This window comes from Arthrobacter sp. PsM3 (assembly GCF_030433895.1).
GTDB lineage: Bacteria > Actinomycetota > Actinomycetes > Actinomycetales > Micrococcaceae > Arthrobacter.
Window position 1 is genome coordinate 25,936 of the sequence record NZ_JARUXE010000018.1, and the last position, 15,861, is coordinate 41,796.

17 protein-coding genes are annotated in these 15,861 nt (G+C 68.7%); 11 read left to right on the forward strand and 6 right to left on the reverse strand.

The genetic code is table 11. The features are described from left to right. Positions 1-131: 131 nt before the first annotated feature. On the reverse strand, positions 132-425 hold the full coding sequence (locus QCD75_RS11245; RefSeq protein WP_301228597.1) for a MerR family transcriptional regulator: 294 nt from the start codon (positions 423-425) through the stop codon (positions 132-134). 181 nt (positions 426-606) lie between these two features. On the opposite strand from QCD75_RS11245, the gene QCD75_RS11250 reads away from it, so the two are divergent. The 4 genes from QCD75_RS11250 to QCD75_RS11265 all read left to right on the forward strand — a co-directional run bounded on the left by QCD75_RS11250 (position 607) and on the right by QCD75_RS11265 (position 3,679). Next, complete coding sequence (locus tag QCD75_RS11250; RefSeq protein WP_301228695.1) at positions 607-1,032, forward strand: Hsp20/alpha crystallin family protein; 426 nt, start codon at positions 607-609, stop codon at positions 1,030-1,032. A gap of 96 nt (positions 1,033-1,128) precedes the next feature. Then, a complete protein-coding gene (locus tag QCD75_RS11255) occupies positions 1,129-1,530 on the forward strand; it encodes a J domain-containing protein (protein WP_301228599.1) in 402 nt (133 codons plus the stop codon). 67 nt (positions 1,531-1,597) lie between these two features. Further along, positions 1,598-1,987 (forward strand): hypothetical protein, encoded by a 390-nt coding sequence (locus QCD75_RS11260; protein WP_301228601.1) that lies wholly within the window; start codon positions 1,598-1,600, stop codon positions 1,985-1,987. A 120-nt stretch (positions 1,988-2,107) separates the two neighbouring features. After that, positions 2,108-3,679 carry a GH1 family beta-glucosidase gene (locus tag QCD75_RS11265; protein ID WP_301228603.1) on the forward strand — a complete coding sequence of 524 codons (1,572 nt, stop codon included), beginning with the start codon at positions 2,108-2,110 and terminating at the stop codon, positions 3,677-3,679. Between the two features lie 7 nt (positions 3,680-3,686). Here the strand turns inward: QCD75_RS11265 and QCD75_RS11270 are convergent, their stop codons facing one another. Next, positions 3,687-4,757 carry an App1 family protein gene (locus QCD75_RS11270; RefSeq protein WP_301228605.1) on the reverse strand — a complete coding sequence of 357 codons (1,071 nt, stop codon included), beginning with the start codon at positions 4,755-4,757 and terminating at the stop codon, positions 3,687-3,689. A gap of 60 nt (positions 4,758-4,817) precedes the next feature. After that, entirely contained in the window at positions 4,818-5,573 is a 756-nt protein-coding gene (locus tag QCD75_RS11275) for a DUF72 domain-containing protein (RefSeq protein ID WP_301228697.1), read from the reverse strand. Positions 5,574-5,774: 201 nt separating this feature from the next. On the opposite strand from QCD75_RS11275, the gene QCD75_RS11280 reads away from it, so the two are divergent. From QCD75_RS11280 to QCD75_RS11300, 5 genes are all read left to right on the forward strand, one after another. After that, entirely contained in the window at positions 5,775-7,595 is a 1,821-nt protein-coding gene (locus tag QCD75_RS11280) for a glycoside hydrolase family 15 protein (protein ID WP_301228607.1), read from the forward strand. 74 nt (positions 7,596-7,669) lie between these two features. Beyond that, a complete protein-coding gene (locus QCD75_RS11285) occupies positions 7,670-7,978 on the forward strand; it encodes a hypothetical protein (RefSeq protein ID WP_301228609.1) in 309 nt (102 codons plus the stop codon). Between the two features lies 1 nt (position 7,979). Then, positions 7,980-8,690, forward strand: coding sequence for an HAD family hydrolase (locus QCD75_RS11290; RefSeq protein WP_301228611.1), 711 nt, complete (start codon positions 7,980-7,982; stop codon positions 8,688-8,690). Positions 8,691-8,766: 76 nt separating this feature from the next. Beyond that, positions 8,767-9,093, forward strand: a complete 327-nt coding sequence (locus QCD75_RS11295; protein WP_301228613.1) for a hypothetical protein — start codon at positions 8,767-8,769, stop codon at positions 9,091-9,093. A 63-nt stretch (positions 9,094-9,156) separates the two neighbouring features. After that, complete coding sequence (locus QCD75_RS11300) at positions 9,157-9,918, forward strand: SDR family oxidoreductase (protein ID WP_301228615.1); 762 nt, start codon at positions 9,157-9,159, stop codon at positions 9,916-9,918. A 16-nt stretch (positions 9,919-9,934) separates the two neighbouring features. On the opposite strand, the gene QCD75_RS11305 is transcribed toward QCD75_RS11300, so the two are convergent. The 3 genes from QCD75_RS11305 to QCD75_RS11315 all read right to left on the reverse strand — a co-directional run bounded on the left by QCD75_RS11305 (position 9,935) and on the right by QCD75_RS11315 (position 13,321). Beyond that, positions 9,935-10,369: a sterol carrier family protein gene (locus QCD75_RS11305; protein ID WP_301228616.1), complete on the reverse strand. Its 435-nt coding sequence runs from the start codon at positions 10,367-10,369 to the stop codon at positions 9,935-9,937. Positions 10,370-10,615: 246 nt separating this feature from the next. Continuing rightward, a complete protein-coding gene (locus QCD75_RS11310) occupies positions 10,616-11,632 on the reverse strand; it encodes an asparaginase (protein ID WP_301228618.1) in 1,017 nt (338 codons plus the stop codon). A 36-nt stretch (positions 11,633-11,668) separates the two neighbouring features. Beyond that, positions 11,669-13,321, reverse strand: coding sequence for a molybdopterin-dependent oxidoreductase (locus QCD75_RS11315; RefSeq protein ID WP_301228620.1), 1,653 nt, complete (start codon positions 13,319-13,321; stop codon positions 11,669-11,671). A gap of 191 nt (positions 13,322-13,512) precedes the next feature. Between QCD75_RS11315 and purD the strand changes: the two genes are divergently transcribed. After that, positions 13,513-14,820 (forward strand): phosphoribosylamine--glycine ligase, encoded by a 1,308-nt coding sequence (gene purD, locus QCD75_RS11320; protein WP_301228622.1) that lies wholly within the window; start codon positions 13,513-13,515, stop codon positions 14,818-14,820. Positions 14,821-14,822: 2 nt separating this feature from the next. Beyond that, positions 14,823-15,845, forward strand: coding sequence for a phosphoribosylaminoimidazolesuccinocarboxamide synthase (locus tag QCD75_RS11325; RefSeq protein WP_301228624.1), 1,023 nt, complete (start codon positions 14,823-14,825; stop codon positions 15,843-15,845). Positions 15,846-15,861: the final 16 nt, after the last annotated feature.

The following is a 15,861-nucleotide window of genomic DNA, read 5'->3' on the forward strand; positions in this document are numbered from 1 at the left end:
GTGGCTCAAGGCGGTCAAACAGGGCAGACTGGCCTAGAGTCACCGGCGTAACGCGCAATTGCGGAAACTTACACGACTCCACGGGGCCTAACCCTGTCCCCAAGCAAGGGGGACGCGGCCTGGAACCCCCACTAGGACCGGCGTGAGCGGAGGCTGTTCAGTTCGTCCTGGAGCCGGGCGTTGACCGCCTCCAACTCCAGGACTTTAGCCACGCCGGCCAGATTGAGTCCCTCCTCCAGAAGCTCGCTGATCCGCCGCAGCACCGCCAGGTCTGCGTTGCTGTATTGCCGCGTTCCCCCGGCCGTGCGGTCCGGCGTCAGCAGGCCCTTCCGCTCGTAAAGCCGGATGTTCTGCTGCCCGGTACCGACCAACTGGGCCACGACGGAGATCGCGTAGAGGCCCAGTTCCTGACCACGATCCGTCATGGTGCTCCCTTGCAGTGTCTCGATCCTGCAGCGTCTGGTTGTTGCAGAGTTTGATGTTCCAATTTCCCCTTGCATCAGTGTCGCACCGGTGCTATAAAAAATCTATATCCACCACCACACATAATCAGGTCGGTTGGATAAAGGAAAAACTGGCAACCCCCGTATGAAGGAGTGGGAAATGATGTTGATGCGTACGGACCCGTTCCGTGAACTGGACCGGCTGACCCAGCAGGTCTTCGGAACGGCGGCACGGCCCGCGGCCATGCCGATGGACGCATGGCAGGAGGACGGCGAGTTCGTCGTCGCGTTCGATCTTCCCGGCGTCAACGTTGACTCGGTGGACCTCGATATGGAGCGTAACGTCCTGACCGTCAGGGCTGAAAGGCGCGACCCAACGCAGCCCAACGTTGAGCTGATTGCCTCGGAACGGCCGCGCGGTGTCTTCAGCCGCCAGCTCATCCTCGGCGACACGCTGGACACCGAGAAGGTCAAGGCGCATTATGCCGACGGCGTCCTGACGCTCCGCATTCCGGTGCTGGAGCAGGCCAAGCCGCGCAAGATTGAAATCACTCACACGCAGGACAAACTGCAGGAGATCGGGAAGTAACGGCGGCGGACCGATACCGTCCAGCCAGCCGATAAGTACGGGGACCAGACGGCACCGTCTGGTCCCCGCCCGGTCGTTCCGGACAGGGGTGCACCGATGAACCGTGACCCTCGTGGCTACTACGCGGCACTGCACGTGACGCCGGACGCGACGCCGGCAGAGATTCAGCGTGCCTTCCGGACGCTGATGCGCCTCCGCCATCCCGACGTCGGCCCCCGGGCCGGCGCCGGGGACTCAGTGGCCGGAGACGCCGGCGACGAAGTGCGGCGCATCCTGGAGTCCTTCGCGGTCCTACGGGATCCGAGATCCCGGGCCCAGTATGATCCCGTCGGCAGGGACGCCGGACAAGGCGCCATGGTGGCCGGAAGCGCCGCCACGGGACGCGCTGTCACCGAAAACCAGGCCACGGGAAGCCGCGAGGTCCCGGTGCGTCACCACCGAAACACGCAGCCTGTCCTGCGCGTAACCCCGGTGCGGTGGGAGCGGGGCCCGTGGTGACACCGGCGCGTGGGCCCGGCCCGGACCCAACACCCACACAGCAAAAACAAAAAGAAGGAGGGCGGCCATGAGCGCATGGCGCCGCTACGATTCGCATCTGATGCCGGTCTTCCACGAGCGTTTCGAGGCCCGCTGGGGTCAGGGGACGGCCCCCTTCCTCGACCCGGAAGCCCATGAAGCACCGCTTCCGCGGGCCCAGTGGATCAACGTCGACACCGGTGCGGCCCTGGCAGTGGTTCCCATCTGGACCGCCGAGGACAGCCAGCACCGCTCTTTCGGCGTTTTCTACCTGCCGCCGGCCGGTGACATTTGGGTGCTGCGGCCCGGGTACACCAGTTATCTGGAACCCTCGGCGGACGAGACCGAACAGCTCCAGGCCCTGCGCAACGACGCATTCAAGAAAGCCGTCGCCCACGCCAAGGATTTCCTGTTCGGGCCCGAAACCTCGGTGTATTGAATACGCGGCAGCCCTGCCGGGACGGTGGCCGCCCGGCACGCTGACGCAGGTCGTGGCGCGGGGATGCGGCGCGGCCTAAAATCAGTCAACTGCCGCAAAACTACCTGAGGGAATCTACTGATGAATGCTTCCGCCAAGGACTTGGCCGCCCTTTTGCCGTCGCGATTCACCCTTGGCGTGGCAACCGCGGCCTTCCAGATCGAAGGGGCCCTGAACGAGGACGGACGTGGCCCCTCTGGCTGGGACGTCTTCGCCGCCAGGCCCGGAGCGATCGTTCAGGACCACAGCCCGGCGGTTGCCTGCGACCACTATCACCGGATGCCCGAGGACGTGGCCCTGATGAAGGACCTCGGGGTCGATTCCTACCGGTTCTCCCTGTCCTGGTCTCGTATCCAGCCCGGCGGCAGCGGTCCGGTCAATCCTGCGGGGCTGGACTTCTACGACCGGCTGATCGACCTGCTGCTGGCCAACGGAATTGCCCCCATGGCCACGCTCTATCATTGGGACACGCCGCTGGAGCTCGATCAGGCCGGTGGCTGGATGAACCGGGACACCGCCTACCGGCTCGGCGAGTTCGCCGCGATCGCCGCGGCCGCCTACGGAGACCGGGTGACCCGCTGGGTGACGGTCAACGAACCCGCCACGGTCAGCACCAACGGCTACATGCTGGGGATGCATGCGCCGGGCGAGGCACTGATGCTGAAGGCGCTGCCGAGCGTCCACCACCAGCTCCTGGGCCACGGTCTGTCCCTGCAGGCCCTCCGGGCCGCCAACGTGCCCGGCGACATTGGCATCACGAACGTGTATTCGCCCATGGTGCCCGCCTCGATCAACCCGCTGGACAAGCTCAGCGCCGGACTGATGGACATGGCCCAGAACCGGCTCTACGCGGACCCCGTCCTGCTCGGCAAGTACCCCGACACCGTCCGGGCCGCCACATTCTTCTCCTCCTTCAGCCCGTCCAGCGAGGACATGGCGCTGATCTCGCAGCCGCTGGACTTCTACGGGCTCAACTACTACATGCCAACTCGCGTGGCGTCCGGTCCGGGCGGAGGCGCCGTGCCCAAGGGGATGGCAGAGGCCATGGGCGATGACCTGAGCGGCACCGCGCCCGGCGCCCCGTTCCACATTGCCTCGTTCCCGGACACCGAGACCACCGCCTACGGCTGGCCCATCAAACCGGAGTACATGGGGGTCGCGCTCGCGGAAATGGCCGAACGCTACCCCGACCTTCCACCGGTCTACATCACCGAGGGCGGAGCGAGTTTCGAAGACCTGGAGATCCGGGACCGGGAAGGCCGGCTAATCATCCCGGACGAACGCCGCGCCCGCTACCTGTCGGACCACATTGCCACCGCGATCGAAGCGACGTCACCCGGTGGCCCGGCGGAATCCGTGGACCTGCGCGGATACTACGTCTGGTCGCTGATGGACAACTTCGAATGGTCCGGCGGCTACAAGCAGCAGTTCGGACTGCTGCACGTGGACCGTAAGACCCAGACCCGCACGAAGAAGGCCTCCTACTACTGGCTCCAGGAAGTGCTCGCCGCCCGCCACCGGGACGCAGCCCCGAAGGCGCCCGCAACGCCGGCGTCCGGGGACGTGGCTGCCGGGGACGTGACTGTCGGCGCCGTGACTGCCTGCGCCGCGGCGCAGGCGTCCGACGTCGAACGCCCCCACCCGGTCGGCTAGCGCCAGGCTAGAGAAGGTCCATGTCCAGCAGGCCCTTGGCCAGTCCGGCGCCGTCGGGGGAGTAGAGCCACGGGACAGACGTTCCGGTGTGGTCGCCGGTGTCCGAGTGGCCGCCGGCCAGCACAGCCTCGCTGGCCGAGAGCTGGCGGATCCCGACGGCGGCGACGCTGTCGGGGTGCTGCCGGGCGAAGTCCGAGTAGATGGCTTCGTCGTGCTGGCCGTTGTCTCCGAAGAGCAACCAGCGCATGTGCGGGAATTGTTCGGCGAGCAGTTCCAGGTTGCGGCGCTTGTGCTCCTGGCCGCTGCGGAACCAGCGGTCCTGGGTCAGGCCCCAGTCGGTGAGCAGCAGGGTGCCGGAGGGGTACAGGTTCCGGCTCAGGAAACGTGCCAGGGTGGGCGCGGCGTTCCACGGACCGGTCGAGAGGTAGATCACCGGGGCTTCCGGGTGTTCGACCAGAAGGCGGTCCATCAGCACGGCCATGCCGGGTGTCGCCATCCGGGCCCGCTCGTTCAGGACGAAGGTGTTCCAGAGCGCCAGGAAGGGGCGGGGCACGGCCGTGACCATGATCGTGTCGTCAATGTCGGAAACGATCCCCAGCTTGGTGTCGGGGGAAATGACGTAGATCCGCGCCTCGGTGGGCTCGGTGCCCTCGGCGCGGAGCACTGCGGTGTGCCACCCCGGCGTGAGGGCCACCTTGACGATGGTGTCCACGAGGCCGCCGCGGTCCGCATGCACCCGGGCGGTCACCCCGCCGATTTCGATTTCCACTTCGGTGAACTGGATCGGGACGGACGTGAATGCACGCCAGCCCCGGATGTTCTGGTTGCCGTTCTGGGCGGCATGTTCCTCCCGGCTGCCGGGATGCGGCCTGCTGGTGAGGACCACGCGGCCGAGCACGCGGACCCACTCCGTGGAGCCGTACCCCTGGTAGGCGATGGTCTGCGGGATGAACCGCCAGCGTTTGGCCGCCTGCAGGCGGAACCCGTTGACTGTGTCCGAGACCAGGTGCGCCAGGCGGAAGGCCCGGTTGCCGGTGACCGGCTGCTGCCGGGGTGAGTGCTGTGAGGCCAATTCCATGCCTCCACTCTGCCACAAGGGTCCTTTCCGCCACGGACGGCGTCGGGAAATGCCGGGCGTTCAGGCAGCGCCCAGCATTTGGCGCAGGGTGTCGGCGTTGCGCACGGCGTTCCCGCCGCCGTCGTTGTTGAAATACACGAAGACCTCCCTGCCGGCCGCCTGCCATTCGCGGATCCGGTCCGCCCACCAGCGCAGGTCCTCGTCCGGGTACGAGCCGCCATAGAGGTACTCCCGGTCCGGGCCATGCAACCGGACGTAGACGAAGGACGCGGTGGCACGCAGGACGCAGGGGAGCCCCGCACCGCTCATGATGCAGTAGGCGGCGCCGTGGCGTTCCAGCAGCGCGTAGACCCCGGGATCGTCCCAGCTTTCATGGCGGAATTCCACGCTGACACGGATCCAGCCGGGCAGCGCCGCCAGGAAGTACTCCAGCCGCGCGTCGTCCCGGGCGAAGGCCGGCGGCAGCTGGACCAGCAGCACCGCCCGCTTCTCGCCGAGTTCGTGCCAGCACCGGGAAATCCTCTCGATCCAGACCTCCGGGGCGTAGAGCTTCTTCCCGTGCGTCAATCCGCGCGGAGCCTTGACCGAGAGCAGGAACCCGGGCGGAAGCCGCCGCCGCCAGCTGGCGAAGGAGGTGTCCCGGGGCCAGCGGTAGAAGCTGGCGTTCAGCTCCACCGTGCTGAAACGGGCCGCGTAGTACGCCAGCCGCTCCCGCGCCGGCAGCCCGGGCGGGTAAAGCACGTTCTCCCAGTGGTCATAGCTCCAGCCGCTGGTGCCGATGTGCACCGTTCCGTTCCCGGGTGTGCCGTGGTCCATTGTCCGTCCCTCTCCCAGCCTGCTGTGCCCGCCCTGGACTTCCCCGGCCCATTCGCCGGCATGGTCGGCGAAGGCCTCTTCCCGCCGCGCCCGCCCGGCCTCCGGCAGCGCTCCGCGCACGACGGCGGCTGCCGCGGCGCGTTCCGTTTCAGCATCTAGGATCCTAGTCCCCAGGTAAACGGGTGTGGCACTGTAAGTCCCATGGCTCGCATTGAAGATTACGCACTGGTCGGGGATCTGCACACGGCTGCCCTGATCAGCACCCAAGGTTCGATCGACTGGCTCTGCCTGCCGCGGTTCGACTCGCCGGCCTGCTTCAGCGCGCTGCTGGACACGCCCGAGGCCGGTCGCTGGCTGCTGGCGCCGGAGGGCGGCGGGGAATGCACGCGCCGGCACTACCGCCAGGACACCCTCATCCTGGAAACCGAGTGGGAGACGCCCACCGGAAAGGTCAAGGTCATCGACTTCATGCCGCCCCGCGACGCGGTGGCGGACATCGTGCGGATCGTGGTGGGCATCCGCGGCACGGTCAGGATGCGCGGTGAACTGGTCCTGCGCTTCGACTACGGCCACATCGTCCCCTGGGTCCGCCACGACGAGCACGGGATTCACGCGGTGGCCGGTCCCGACGCGGCGTACCTCGTGACCGAGGCACCGCTGCGGGGCGAACGCCTGCGGACCATCAGCGACTTCACTGTCACAGCGGGGGAACGGGTGCCGTTCGTGCTGACCTGGACGCCGAGCCATCTCTACCGTCCCCGCAAGGTGGACCCGGAGCAGGTCCTGGCGTCGACCGAGGAATTCTGGCGGAGCTGGTCGGCCAAGTGCACGGTCACCGGGCGCTACCGGGAGGCAGTGCAGCGCTCGCTGATCACGCTGAAAGCGCTGACCTTCGCGCCCACCGGCGGAATAGTGGCCGCCGTGACGACCTCCCTGCCGGAGGAACTGGGCGGCGAACGGAACTGGGACTACCGGTTCTGCTGGCTCCGCGACTCCACCCTGACGCTGCAGGCGCTGCTCGCTGCGGGCTACACGGAGGAGGCTGCGTCCTGGCGCGACTGGCTCCTGCGGGCAGTGGCGGGAGACCCCAAGGACCTGCAGATTATGTATGGCCTCCACGGCGAGCGCCGCCTGCCCGAGATGGAACTGCCCTGGCTGCGGGGGTACGAGGATTCCGCCCCGGTCCGGACCGGGAACGGCGCGGCCGGCCAGCTGCAACTCGATGTCTGGGGCGAGGTGCTGGACGGACTGTCGCTGACCCGGAATTCGCTGCTGAAAAGCACCGACGAATCCTGGGACGTGCAGATCGCCCTGATGGAGCATCTGGAGACGGCCTGGGACCAGCCCGACAACGGGCTCTGGGAGATGCGCGGGTCACGGAGGCATTTCACCCACTCCAAGGTGATGGCCTGGGTGGCGGCCGACCGGATGGTCAAGGGCGTCCGGGAGTTCGGCCTCCCCGGCCCCGCGGACCGCTGGGAGGAACTGCGGGACACGATCCATGCCGACGTCATGTCCAAAGGGTTCGACGCAGAACGCAACACCTTCCTGCAGTCCTACGGCCGGCCAGAGCTCGACGCGAGCCTGCTGCTCATCCCGCACGTCGGGTTCCTGCCTCCGGATGACCCCCGCGTTATCGGCACGATTGATGCCGTCCAGAAGGAACTGACCCACGACGGCTTCCTGCGCCGCTACAAGCCGGAAGAATGCGACGACGGGCTGCCCGGCGGGGAGGGGGTGTTCCTCGCCTGTTCGTTCTGGCTGGTCGAGGCGCTCCTGGGGGCGGGCCGGCACCACGAGGCGCAGGAACTGTTCGAGCGGCTGCTGGCGCTGCGCAACGACGTCGGCCTCCTCAGCGAGGAATGGAACATCGAGGAAGGGCGGCAGCTGGGTAATACGCCGCAGGCGTTCAGCCACTTTGCCCTGATCAAGAGCGCCTTGGAACTGCAAGAAGACGGCGTGCACCGCAGCGACACCCCGCTCCGGGGGAGTGGCACGGCGAAGCCCGTGGGCCAGGACTAGGGTTTTCTTCAAGAGTTTAGATAAGTATACTTACTAATATCCCAACGATGGGGCAGAGGATTTAGGAGTGTGCGATGGCTGGGTATTTCGAGCTCGTGGACGCGCCCGACGGCGGCTACCGGATCCGGATGCTGGACGGTGCCGGCGCGCTGATGGCCGTGTCCGTCACGTTTCCGACCAAGCGGGCAGCCGTCGCCGGCGTGGCCCAGGCCCGCGAAATCGCCGGCACGGGTCTGATCCGGGATCGCAGCGCCGGCGGGCAGTCCGCGCCGGTGGGGCCACTCGCCAGGGTGAACAGAAGAACCGCCGGGGGCGCGGGCCGCGGGGCCTCCCTGTCCGGCGGGTCGCTGGCAGCCGGCAAACGGGCGCGTGCCCATTACTGACATGAACCCCGCCCCGCCTGGCGGCCGCCGCAAAGCCGCGGTGCTGTTCGACGTCGACGGCACCCTGGTCGATTCCGTCTATTTCCATACCGTGGCCTGGTGGCAGGCGTTCCGGCAGGCCGGCTACGACGTGCCGATGGCGAGCATCCACCGCTCGGTCGGCATGGGCGGGGACAGGATCCTCGCCAGACTCCTGCCGGCTGACCGGGACGCCGGGGACGACAGTACGATCATGGCCTCGCACGCCGCCGTGTTTTCCACGTTCTGGCCTTCGCTGGAACCCCTGGATGGCGCCCGAGAGCTGCTGGAGCGGTGCCACGGCGGCGGGCTCGCCGTGGCGCTGGCGTCCTCCGCACGGGAACGCGACCTCGAAGTGCTGCGGTCCGCAATCGGGGCCGACTCCTTCATCGACGCGGCCACGAGCTCGGCCGACGCGAAGGAAAGCAAGCCGGCGCCGGACATCCTCGTTGCCGCCCTCGACGCTCTGGGTGTGCGCGCCTCCGACGCCGTCTATGTGGGCGATGCCGTCTGGGACATCTACGCCGCCGGGAAGCTCGACATTCCGGCCATCGGACTGACGTGTGGCGGCACCAGCGCAGCGGAACTGCGCGACGCCGGCGCAGCCGAGATCTACGAGACCCCCCGGGCGCTCCTGGAGAACCTGCCGGACAGCGCGATCGGACGGCTCGCCGCCCGCGTCCACCGGAGCTAGCGGGAGCCGGGCCTCCCGGGCACAAGACCACCCCGCCGACCTGTGGCTGCCGCCGACCTGTGGTTACAGTGTGTCCATGGATCCAACGGGGGAGAAGGAGTCCGGGCCGTCCCGCACCGGGCGGCTGGCCCGGTTTGCAGTGCCGTTCCTGGCCGTGGCCCTGCTGGCGGCGGGCATGGTCCTGCTCTCGCTGCCGGTGCGGCAGGAGAATTTCGGCTGGTTCGCCTATGCCCCGCTGTCCCAGCAGGCCTTCGTCCCCCAAGGCCTGCTGATCATGGACGCGGAGAAATGGGCGGGCGTTGTGCTGGCCGGGGTCGGACTGCTGACGCTCGCGTTCTGGTCCGGTTACCGTACCGGCCGGCAGTCCCGCCGGCGCGGGGACGGCCTGCCCCTGGATGGATGACACGTTGCCGCAATTTTGGCCGGAGCCCTGTCATGGCCCGGCAACTCGGCATACGCTGGCCGGATGACACGACAGCACCTGCCCGGCCGCGTAGCCGTAGTCACCGGCGCCGGCTCGGGGATCGGCCGGGCAGTCGCCCGGCTCATGCTCGCCGACGGGTACCGTGTGGTGCTGGCCGGCCGGCGGGAAGCGCCGCTGCTGGAGACCGGGGCAGGACATGCCCAGGCGCTGGCGGTTCCCTGTGACGTCACGCTGCCCGACGACGTCGAACGGCTCTTCGCCGCGGCCCTCCAGCGCTGGGGGCGCGTGGACGTGCTGTTCAACAACGCCGGCGTGTTCGGCCCGGCCGCCTCCGTGGACGAGATCAGCCTGGCGGACTGGGACGCCACCGTGGCGGTGAACCTGACCGGGTCCCTGCTGTGCGCCGCGGCCGCCGTCCGGGCCATGAAGGCGCAGTCGCCACAGGGCGGGCGGATCATTAACAACGGCTCGATCGCCGCGCATTCACCCCGGCCGCGGACGGTGGCGTACACCGTCACCAAGCACGCCCTGACCGGGCTGACCAAGAGCATTGAACTCGACGGCCGCGGCTTCGGGATCACGTGCGGCCAGATTGACATCGGAAATACGGCCACGGAACTGATGGACACAATCGGCGTCGGTTTGGGGGCTGTCCAGGCCGACGGCAGCAGGCGCGTGGAGCCGACCTTCCCGGTCGATGACGCGGCCCGCGCCGTGCTCCTGATGGCCGGCATGCCGCCCTCGGCCAGCGTGGGATCCCTCGTGATTACCGCCGCCGGGATGCCATTCATCGGGCGAGGGTAGCCCGGGCGCAGGCAGCCTAAAGCGGCAGCAGGCCCGAGAGGTCGGCGCGCAGCCCCGAGGCGGCGACCCGGCCGGCGTCGACGGCGTCCGCCCAGCTCAATTGCCCGCTGACCATCGCCAGCCAGGTGGCGGCGTCGCACTCGATGACGTTCGGGGGTGTGCCGCGGGTGTGCCGCGGGCCCTCCACGCACTGCGTGACACCGAACGGCGGTACGCGGACCTCCACCGAGTTTCCTGGCGCCCTCGCGGTGACCTCCTCCAGGGAGTAGCGGACCGCCATTGCCAGGGTGCCGCGGGGAATGGGGGCCGCCGCGGGGGAGCCGGAAGCAGCGGCAGGCTCCAGGGCGGCGCCCGACTCCGGGGCGTTGCCCGACTCCGGGGGGTTGGCTTCCAGCCATGCCGCGAGGGCGGCCCGGCCCTCGTCGAGGCCGATACGACGTCTCGAAACCACCCTTAACTTGCCTCCCGGCCGATCCACACAGTTAGCGGCAGGGCCGCTCTTTCAAAGCTGGATCCAGCTTACTCTGACCGTCACCACCGTCAGCGGCACCCCCGGGAACGCCGGACTCGCCGAACTGCAGGCCTACGGGAATTGACGGCGCCTTATTGACCGCCGCCTCGCAGACGCGCGCCCGGAGGGCCAGCCTGTCCGGCTGTGCCCGTCCGGCGTCGGATCGCCCGCCGCGGGCGGCGACGGTCAGTCGAGCAGTGCCGAGACGGCGTGGCCGAGGCGGATTTTGCCCACCGGCCGGCCGCCGCCAAGGACGGGGGTGACCACCTTGTCCAGGACACTGGCCACCTCCGGGACGTCGACAGCGCCGGCGGCTGCCAGCAGCGTCAGCCCGACAAGCGTGGTGGCCCGGATGCTGCCATCGAGGATCTTGATGGCGACGGAGGCCCCCGTGGGGGTGGCCAACACCAGCACGCCCTCGGCGCCGATCTTGGCGAGGATGCCCAGGTCGTCCATGACGATCGTGTTGCATTCGCCCTTGCCCTGCACAGCCCACGGGTAGTCCAGCATCGAGGTGGCGATCGTGGCGGCCCGGGCGTTGGAGTTCTTGTCCCCGGGGGCCTTGGCCAGTTTGGAGAAGGCCCGGGCGAGTCCGGTCAGTGAGACGGCAGCCACGGGGGCGCCGCAGCCGTCGATGCCGAGGTGGGCGATGCTTTCGCCGCAGTATTCCTCGATCACGGAGCGGATGCGCTGCTGCAACGGGTGGTTGGGCTCAAGGTAGCTGTGCGTGTCCCAACCGTTTTCTGTGCAGGCCCAAAGGAACGCGGCGTGTTTTCCGGAGCAGTTGAAGGCGAGCTTGGACTTGCCCCGTTCGGAGCGGACCAGCCAGTTCCGGGCGGTCTCATCCTCGGGCCAGGCAGCGGGGCACTGCAGCTGCTCTTCCTTGACCCCGGCGGCCTTGAGCATTCCTTCGACGACGTCCATGTGGTCCAGCGAGCCGACGTGGCTGCCGCAGGCGATCGCTGCCTGCGCGCCGCGCAGGGGGACTCCGGCCTGCATGGAGGCGAGGGCCTGCAGGGGCTTAAGCGTGGACCGGGCGTAGATCGGGGTGGTGATGTCGCCCAGTTCGGTGACCACCGTGCCGTCCCCGGCGATGAGGACGGCGGAGCCGATGTGCCGGGACTCCACAAAGCCGCTGCGTTCAACGACGGCCAGTTCGACGGCGGACTCGACGGTGAAGGTGGCGTGTGAATTCAGGGGCATCCAGCAAGTCTATGGTGCCCGGCGGGGATACCCCGGTTATTCCACGGTCACCATCAGCGACTGCCAGCCGGATGCGCCGTCGGGGACCGGATCCGCTCTCTTTTCGGTCTGGACCTCGCCGGTTCCGTCGGTGGCGCGGGCTTTGATGTAGTGCGGGCCCGGGGTGGCCTCCCAGTCGAAGGACCACTGCCGCCAGGTCACGACGGAGAGCTCTGTGGAGAGCACCGCCTCGGTCCAGGGTCCGCCGTCGATCTGCACCTCAACCTTGGTGATGCCCCGGGTCTGGGCCCAGGCGGTGCCGCCGATCGCGACCCGTCCGGCGGGGACCTTGGCGAAGGACTTGGGGACCTCCACCCGGGCCATGGTCTTGATGGGGCCGCGTTCGGACCAGCCGCGCTGCGTCCAGTAGGCCTTGCTGTCCGCGAATCGGGTGACTTCCAGGTCCACGACCCATTTGGTGGCGGAGACGAAGCCGTACAGGCCGGGGACGACCATGCGCACCGGGTAACCGTGCTCCAGCGGGAGGGCTTCACCGTTCATGCCGATCGCCAGCATGGCGTCGCGGTCGTCCTGGAGAACCTCGAGCGGCGTCGACGCGCTGAATCCGTCGATCGACGTGGAGAGCACCATGTCCGCGCCGTCCTTGATCCCGGCCATTTTGAGCACGTCACGGATGGGCATGCCCAGCCATTTGGCGTTGCCGGCCAGGTTCCCGGCGACGGGGTTGGACACACAGGTCAGCGAGACGTGGGATTCGATCAGCTGCGCGTCGAGCAGGTCCTGGAAGTTGAGCCGCACCTCCCGGTCCACCAGGCCGTGGACGCGCAGCTCCCAGTCCTGGACGTTGATTTCGGGCACGCTCAGGGCGGTGTCAATGCGGTAAAAGTCGTTGTTGGGCGTCAGCCAGGGTGTGACCCCGGCGGCCTTGGACTGCACACCGGCGGGTACCGCTGCGGCCGGTTTCGCCGGAGCGGGGAGCTGGAGGGAATCGCGGGCCTGCGCAACGTTGCTGCGGGCGGCGCTGAGCAGTCGTCCGCCGGTCGCGGCGATGGCTGAGGCTGCGGCGGTGACGCCGGTCGCGGCGAAGAACGTGCGGCGGCTGGTGGCGGGGCGTTCCGGATCCTTGGCGGCCAGAGCGGCGTCCATGTCCGGCCACTGACGCATCCGCCAGAGCCTCGTGATCAGGAAGCGGAGCACAATGAGGCCGGCCGCTGTGCCGATCAGCGTGGGAATCGCGTCCAGCGGCTTCACACTGGCCCGGGTCACCACGCTGCCGACTATCACGGCGCCCATCAGCAGCACACCCAGGACGCCGAGGGCCCACTTGCGGTAGGCCACGATGCCGAGGACGCAGGCGAGGAGCAGGATGGTCACGCCCATGCCGATGAACAGGGCGAGCTTGTCATTGGTGCCGAAGGTGGCGATCGCGAAATCCTTCATCCACGGCGGGGTGAAGTCGATGAAGGTCGAGCCGAGGGCGATCACCGGCGTCGCCCGCGGCGTGAAGAATGCACCGATCAGTTCGGCGACGGAGAGGACGACGCCGGCAGCAGCCACCCCGGCCAGCGCGGCCAGCGCGGTGGGTCCGGACAGCCGCTTCCCGGGTTTCTGTTCGCCGGGCTGCGTCCGGGCGGGTGTCCGGATGCTGAGTTCTTCCGCGCGGGGCGTCTGCGTGCTGGGCTTCTCCATATCTGGTCTTCGTAGCCGTACCGGCCGCGGATTGCCGCCGGGGGGCCGCCCTCCCGTGGGACATGCCCTCCTCTGGGGTGCGGGGATGGACATGCTGGCACTATGTCCGGTGGGCGCGGCCGGGACTGGGCATGTCCCGTGGTGGTCACAGCTTAGGAGCCTGCCGGGTCCACAAAGTACCCTTGGGAACTGTGAAGGTACTAGTCATCGGCCCCGGCGGCCGCGAACACGCCATTGTCCGGTCCCTGCTTGCTGACCCGAACGTGTCCGAGGTCCACGCGGCCCCGGGCAACGCCGGCATCAGCAAACTGGTCCCCACTCACGCCATCGACGCGAACGATCCCGACGCCGTCGCGGCCCTGGCCACCAAACTCACCGTCGACCTCGTGGTGGTTGGCCCGGAGGCGCCCCTCGCCGCGGGTGTGTCCGACGCCGTCCGCGCCGCCGGCATCCCCGTGTTCGGCCCCAGCAAGGCCGCGGCCCAGCTCGAGGCCTCCAAAGCCTTCGCGAAAGAAGTCATGGCTGAGGCCGGCGTGCCCACGGCCATGGCCCGGGTGGCCGCGAACGCCCAGGAAGCCGCCGACGCGCTCGACACCTTCGGCGCCCCCTTCGTGGTCAAGGACGACGGACTCGCCGCAGGCAAGGGCGTTGTTGTCACTAACAACCGGGACGAGGCCCTCGCGCACGCGCAGAGCTGCTTCGATGCCGGCGGCACCGTGGTGATCGAGGAATTCCTGGACGGCCCGGAGGTCTCGGTCTTCGTCCTCTGCGACGGCCGCAACACCGTGGCGCTGTCCCCGGCGCAGGACTTCAAGCGGATCTTCGACAACGACGAGGGCCCCAACACCGGCGGCATGGGCGCCTACACCCCGCTGGAATGGGCTCCCGAGGGACTCGTCCAGGAGGTCATCGACCGGGTTGCCCAGCCCACGGTCAACCAGATGGCGCACCGGGGGACCCCGTTCGTCGGCGTGCTCTTTGTCGGATTGGCGCTGACGTCGCGGGGCACCCGCGTGATCGAATTCAACGTCCGCTTCGGCGACCCGGAAACCCAGGCCGTCCTCGCCCGCCTCAAGACCCCCCTCGGCGGGCTGCTCATGGCGGCGGCCAAGGGCGAACTGGACAAGGTCCAGCCGCTGCGCTGGTCCAAGGAAACCGCCGTCGCCGTCGTTGTCGCGGCCGAAAACTACCCGGACACCCCGCGCACCGGTGACCGGATCCGCGGGCTCAAGAAAGTCGAGTCGATCGAGGGCGTCCACGTGATCCACGCGGGCACCAGGCTCGACGACGAGGGCAAGGTGGTGTCCGCCGGCGGGCGGGTCCTCGCCGTGGTGGCGCTGGGCACCGACCTCGTCGAGGCCCGGGAACGGGCGTACGACGGCGTCGAACTGGTCCAGCTGGACGGCGGCCAGTTCCGCACCGACATCGGTGGCAAGGCGGCCCGCGGCGAGATCAAGGTCAAGACGGCCGGCGCCGCCGCCACGAAAGCGAAGGCCTGAGCATGACCAACCCCGATTCCTCCGTGCCCGATTCCTCCGTGCCCGGTGCCCCGCTGCCCGGTGCCCCGCTGCCCGGTGCCCCGGCGGGCGGTGCCCCGGTGGCCAAGGGCGGCCTGGACACCGAGACGCTGGATCTGCCAGGCTGGAAGCACATTTACTCCGGCAAGGTGCGTGACCTCTACGTTCCGGCGGACGCGTCCATCACCGAGCGCCTCGGCCAGGAGTGCGTCCTCGTCGTCGCCAGTGACCGGATCAGCGCCTACGACCACGTCCTCGCCAGTGAGATCCCGGACAAGGGCCGCATCCTCACCCAGCTGAGCCTGTGGTGGTTCGAGCAGCTCGGCGTGGAGCACCACGTGCTGGCGGCCACGGTCGACGCCGGTGTGCCCGCCGCGGTGGAGGGCCGGGCGATGATCTGCAAAAAACTGGACATGTTCCCCGTCGAATGCATCGCCCGCGGCTACCTCACCGGCTCCGGGCTCATGGAGTACCGGCAGTCCGGAACCGTGTGCAGCATCCCGCTGCCGGACGGCCTGGTGGACGGGTCCCGGCTTGCGGAGGCCATCTTCACCCCCTCCGCGAAAGCCGAGGTGGGCGAGCACGACGAGAACATCACCTACGGCGCCGTCGTGGAGCTCGTCGGCGCGGACATCGCCGCCCGGCTGCGCGAGCTCACCCTGGAGATCTACACCAAGGCGGAGGGGATCGCCCGCGGCCGCGGCATCATCCTCGCCGACACCAAGGTGGAGTTCGGCCTCGACGCCGCCACCGGCATCATCACGCTCGGCGACGAGGTGCTCACCCCGGACTCCTCACGGTTCTGGGATGCCGCCACGTACGAACCGGGCAAGGCCCAGCCCTCCTATGACAAGCAGTACGTCCGCGACTGGCTGACCTCGGCCGAATCCGGCTGGGACAAGTCCTCGGACGCGCCGCCGCCGGCGCTCCCGGCCGACGTCGTCGCCCGCACCCGCAGCCGCTATGTGGAGGCCTACGAAAAGCTCACCGGCCGCACCTTCGGCTAGCCCGCCGCGGGGCGGC

What these genes read in the sequence shown, in the direction of transcription:
- QCD75_RS11255 (WP_301228599.1), top strand. Translation starts at nt 1,129, where the DNA reads ATGAACCGTGACCCTCGTGGCTACTACGCGGCACTGCACGTGACGCCG.
- QCD75_RS11290 (WP_301228611.1), top strand. Translation starts at nt 7,980, where the DNA reads ATGAACCCCGCCCCGCCTGGCGGCCGCCGCAAAGCCGCGGTGCTGTTC.
- QCD75_RS11280 (WP_301228607.1), top strand. Translation starts at nt 5,775, where the DNA reads ATGGCTCGCATTGAAGATTACGCACTGGTCGGGGATCTGCACACGGCT.
- QCD75_RS11300 (WP_301228615.1), top strand. Translation starts at nt 9,157, where the DNA reads ATGACACGACAGCACCTGCCCGGCCGCGTAGCCGTAGTCACCGGCGCC.
- QCD75_RS11250 (WP_301228695.1), top strand. Translation starts at nt 607, where the DNA reads ATGTTGATGCGTACGGACCCGTTCCGTGAACTGGACCGGCTGACCCAG.
- QCD75_RS11245 (WP_301228597.1), bottom strand. Translation starts at nt 425, where the DNA reads ATGACGGATCGTGGTCAGGAACTGGGCCTCTACGCGATCTCCGTCGTG.
- QCD75_RS11325 (WP_301228624.1), top strand. Translation starts at nt 14,823, where the DNA reads ATGACCAACCCCGATTCCTCCGTGCCCGATTCCTCCGTGCCCGGTGCC.
- QCD75_RS11275 (WP_301228697.1), bottom strand. Translation starts at nt 5,573, where the DNA reads ATGGACCACGGCACACCCGGGAACGGAACGGTGCACATCGGCACCAGC.
- QCD75_RS11310 (WP_301228618.1), bottom strand. Translation starts at nt 11,632, where the DNA reads ATGCCCCTGAATTCACACGCCACCTTCACCGTCGAGTCCGCCGTCGAA.
- QCD75_RS11260 (WP_301228601.1), top strand. Translation starts at nt 1,598, where the DNA reads ATGAGCGCATGGCGCCGCTACGATTCGCATCTGATGCCGGTCTTCCAC.
- QCD75_RS11265 (WP_301228603.1), top strand. Translation starts at nt 2,108, where the DNA reads ATGAATGCTTCCGCCAAGGACTTGGCCGCCCTTTTGCCGTCGCGATTC.
- QCD75_RS11270 (WP_301228605.1), bottom strand. Translation starts at nt 4,757, where the DNA reads ATGGAATTGGCCTCACAGCACTCACCCCGGCAGCAGCCGGTCACCGGC.
- QCD75_RS11295 (WP_301228613.1), top strand. Translation starts at nt 8,767, where the DNA reads ATGGATCCAACGGGGGAGAAGGAGTCCGGGCCGTCCCGCACCGGGCGG.
- QCD75_RS11315 (WP_301228620.1), bottom strand. Translation starts at nt 13,321, where the DNA reads ATGGAGAAGCCCAGCACGCAGACGCCCCGCGCGGAAGAACTCAGCATC.
- QCD75_RS11285 (WP_301228609.1), top strand. Translation starts at nt 7,670, where the DNA reads ATGGCTGGGTATTTCGAGCTCGTGGACGCGCCCGACGGCGGCTACCGG.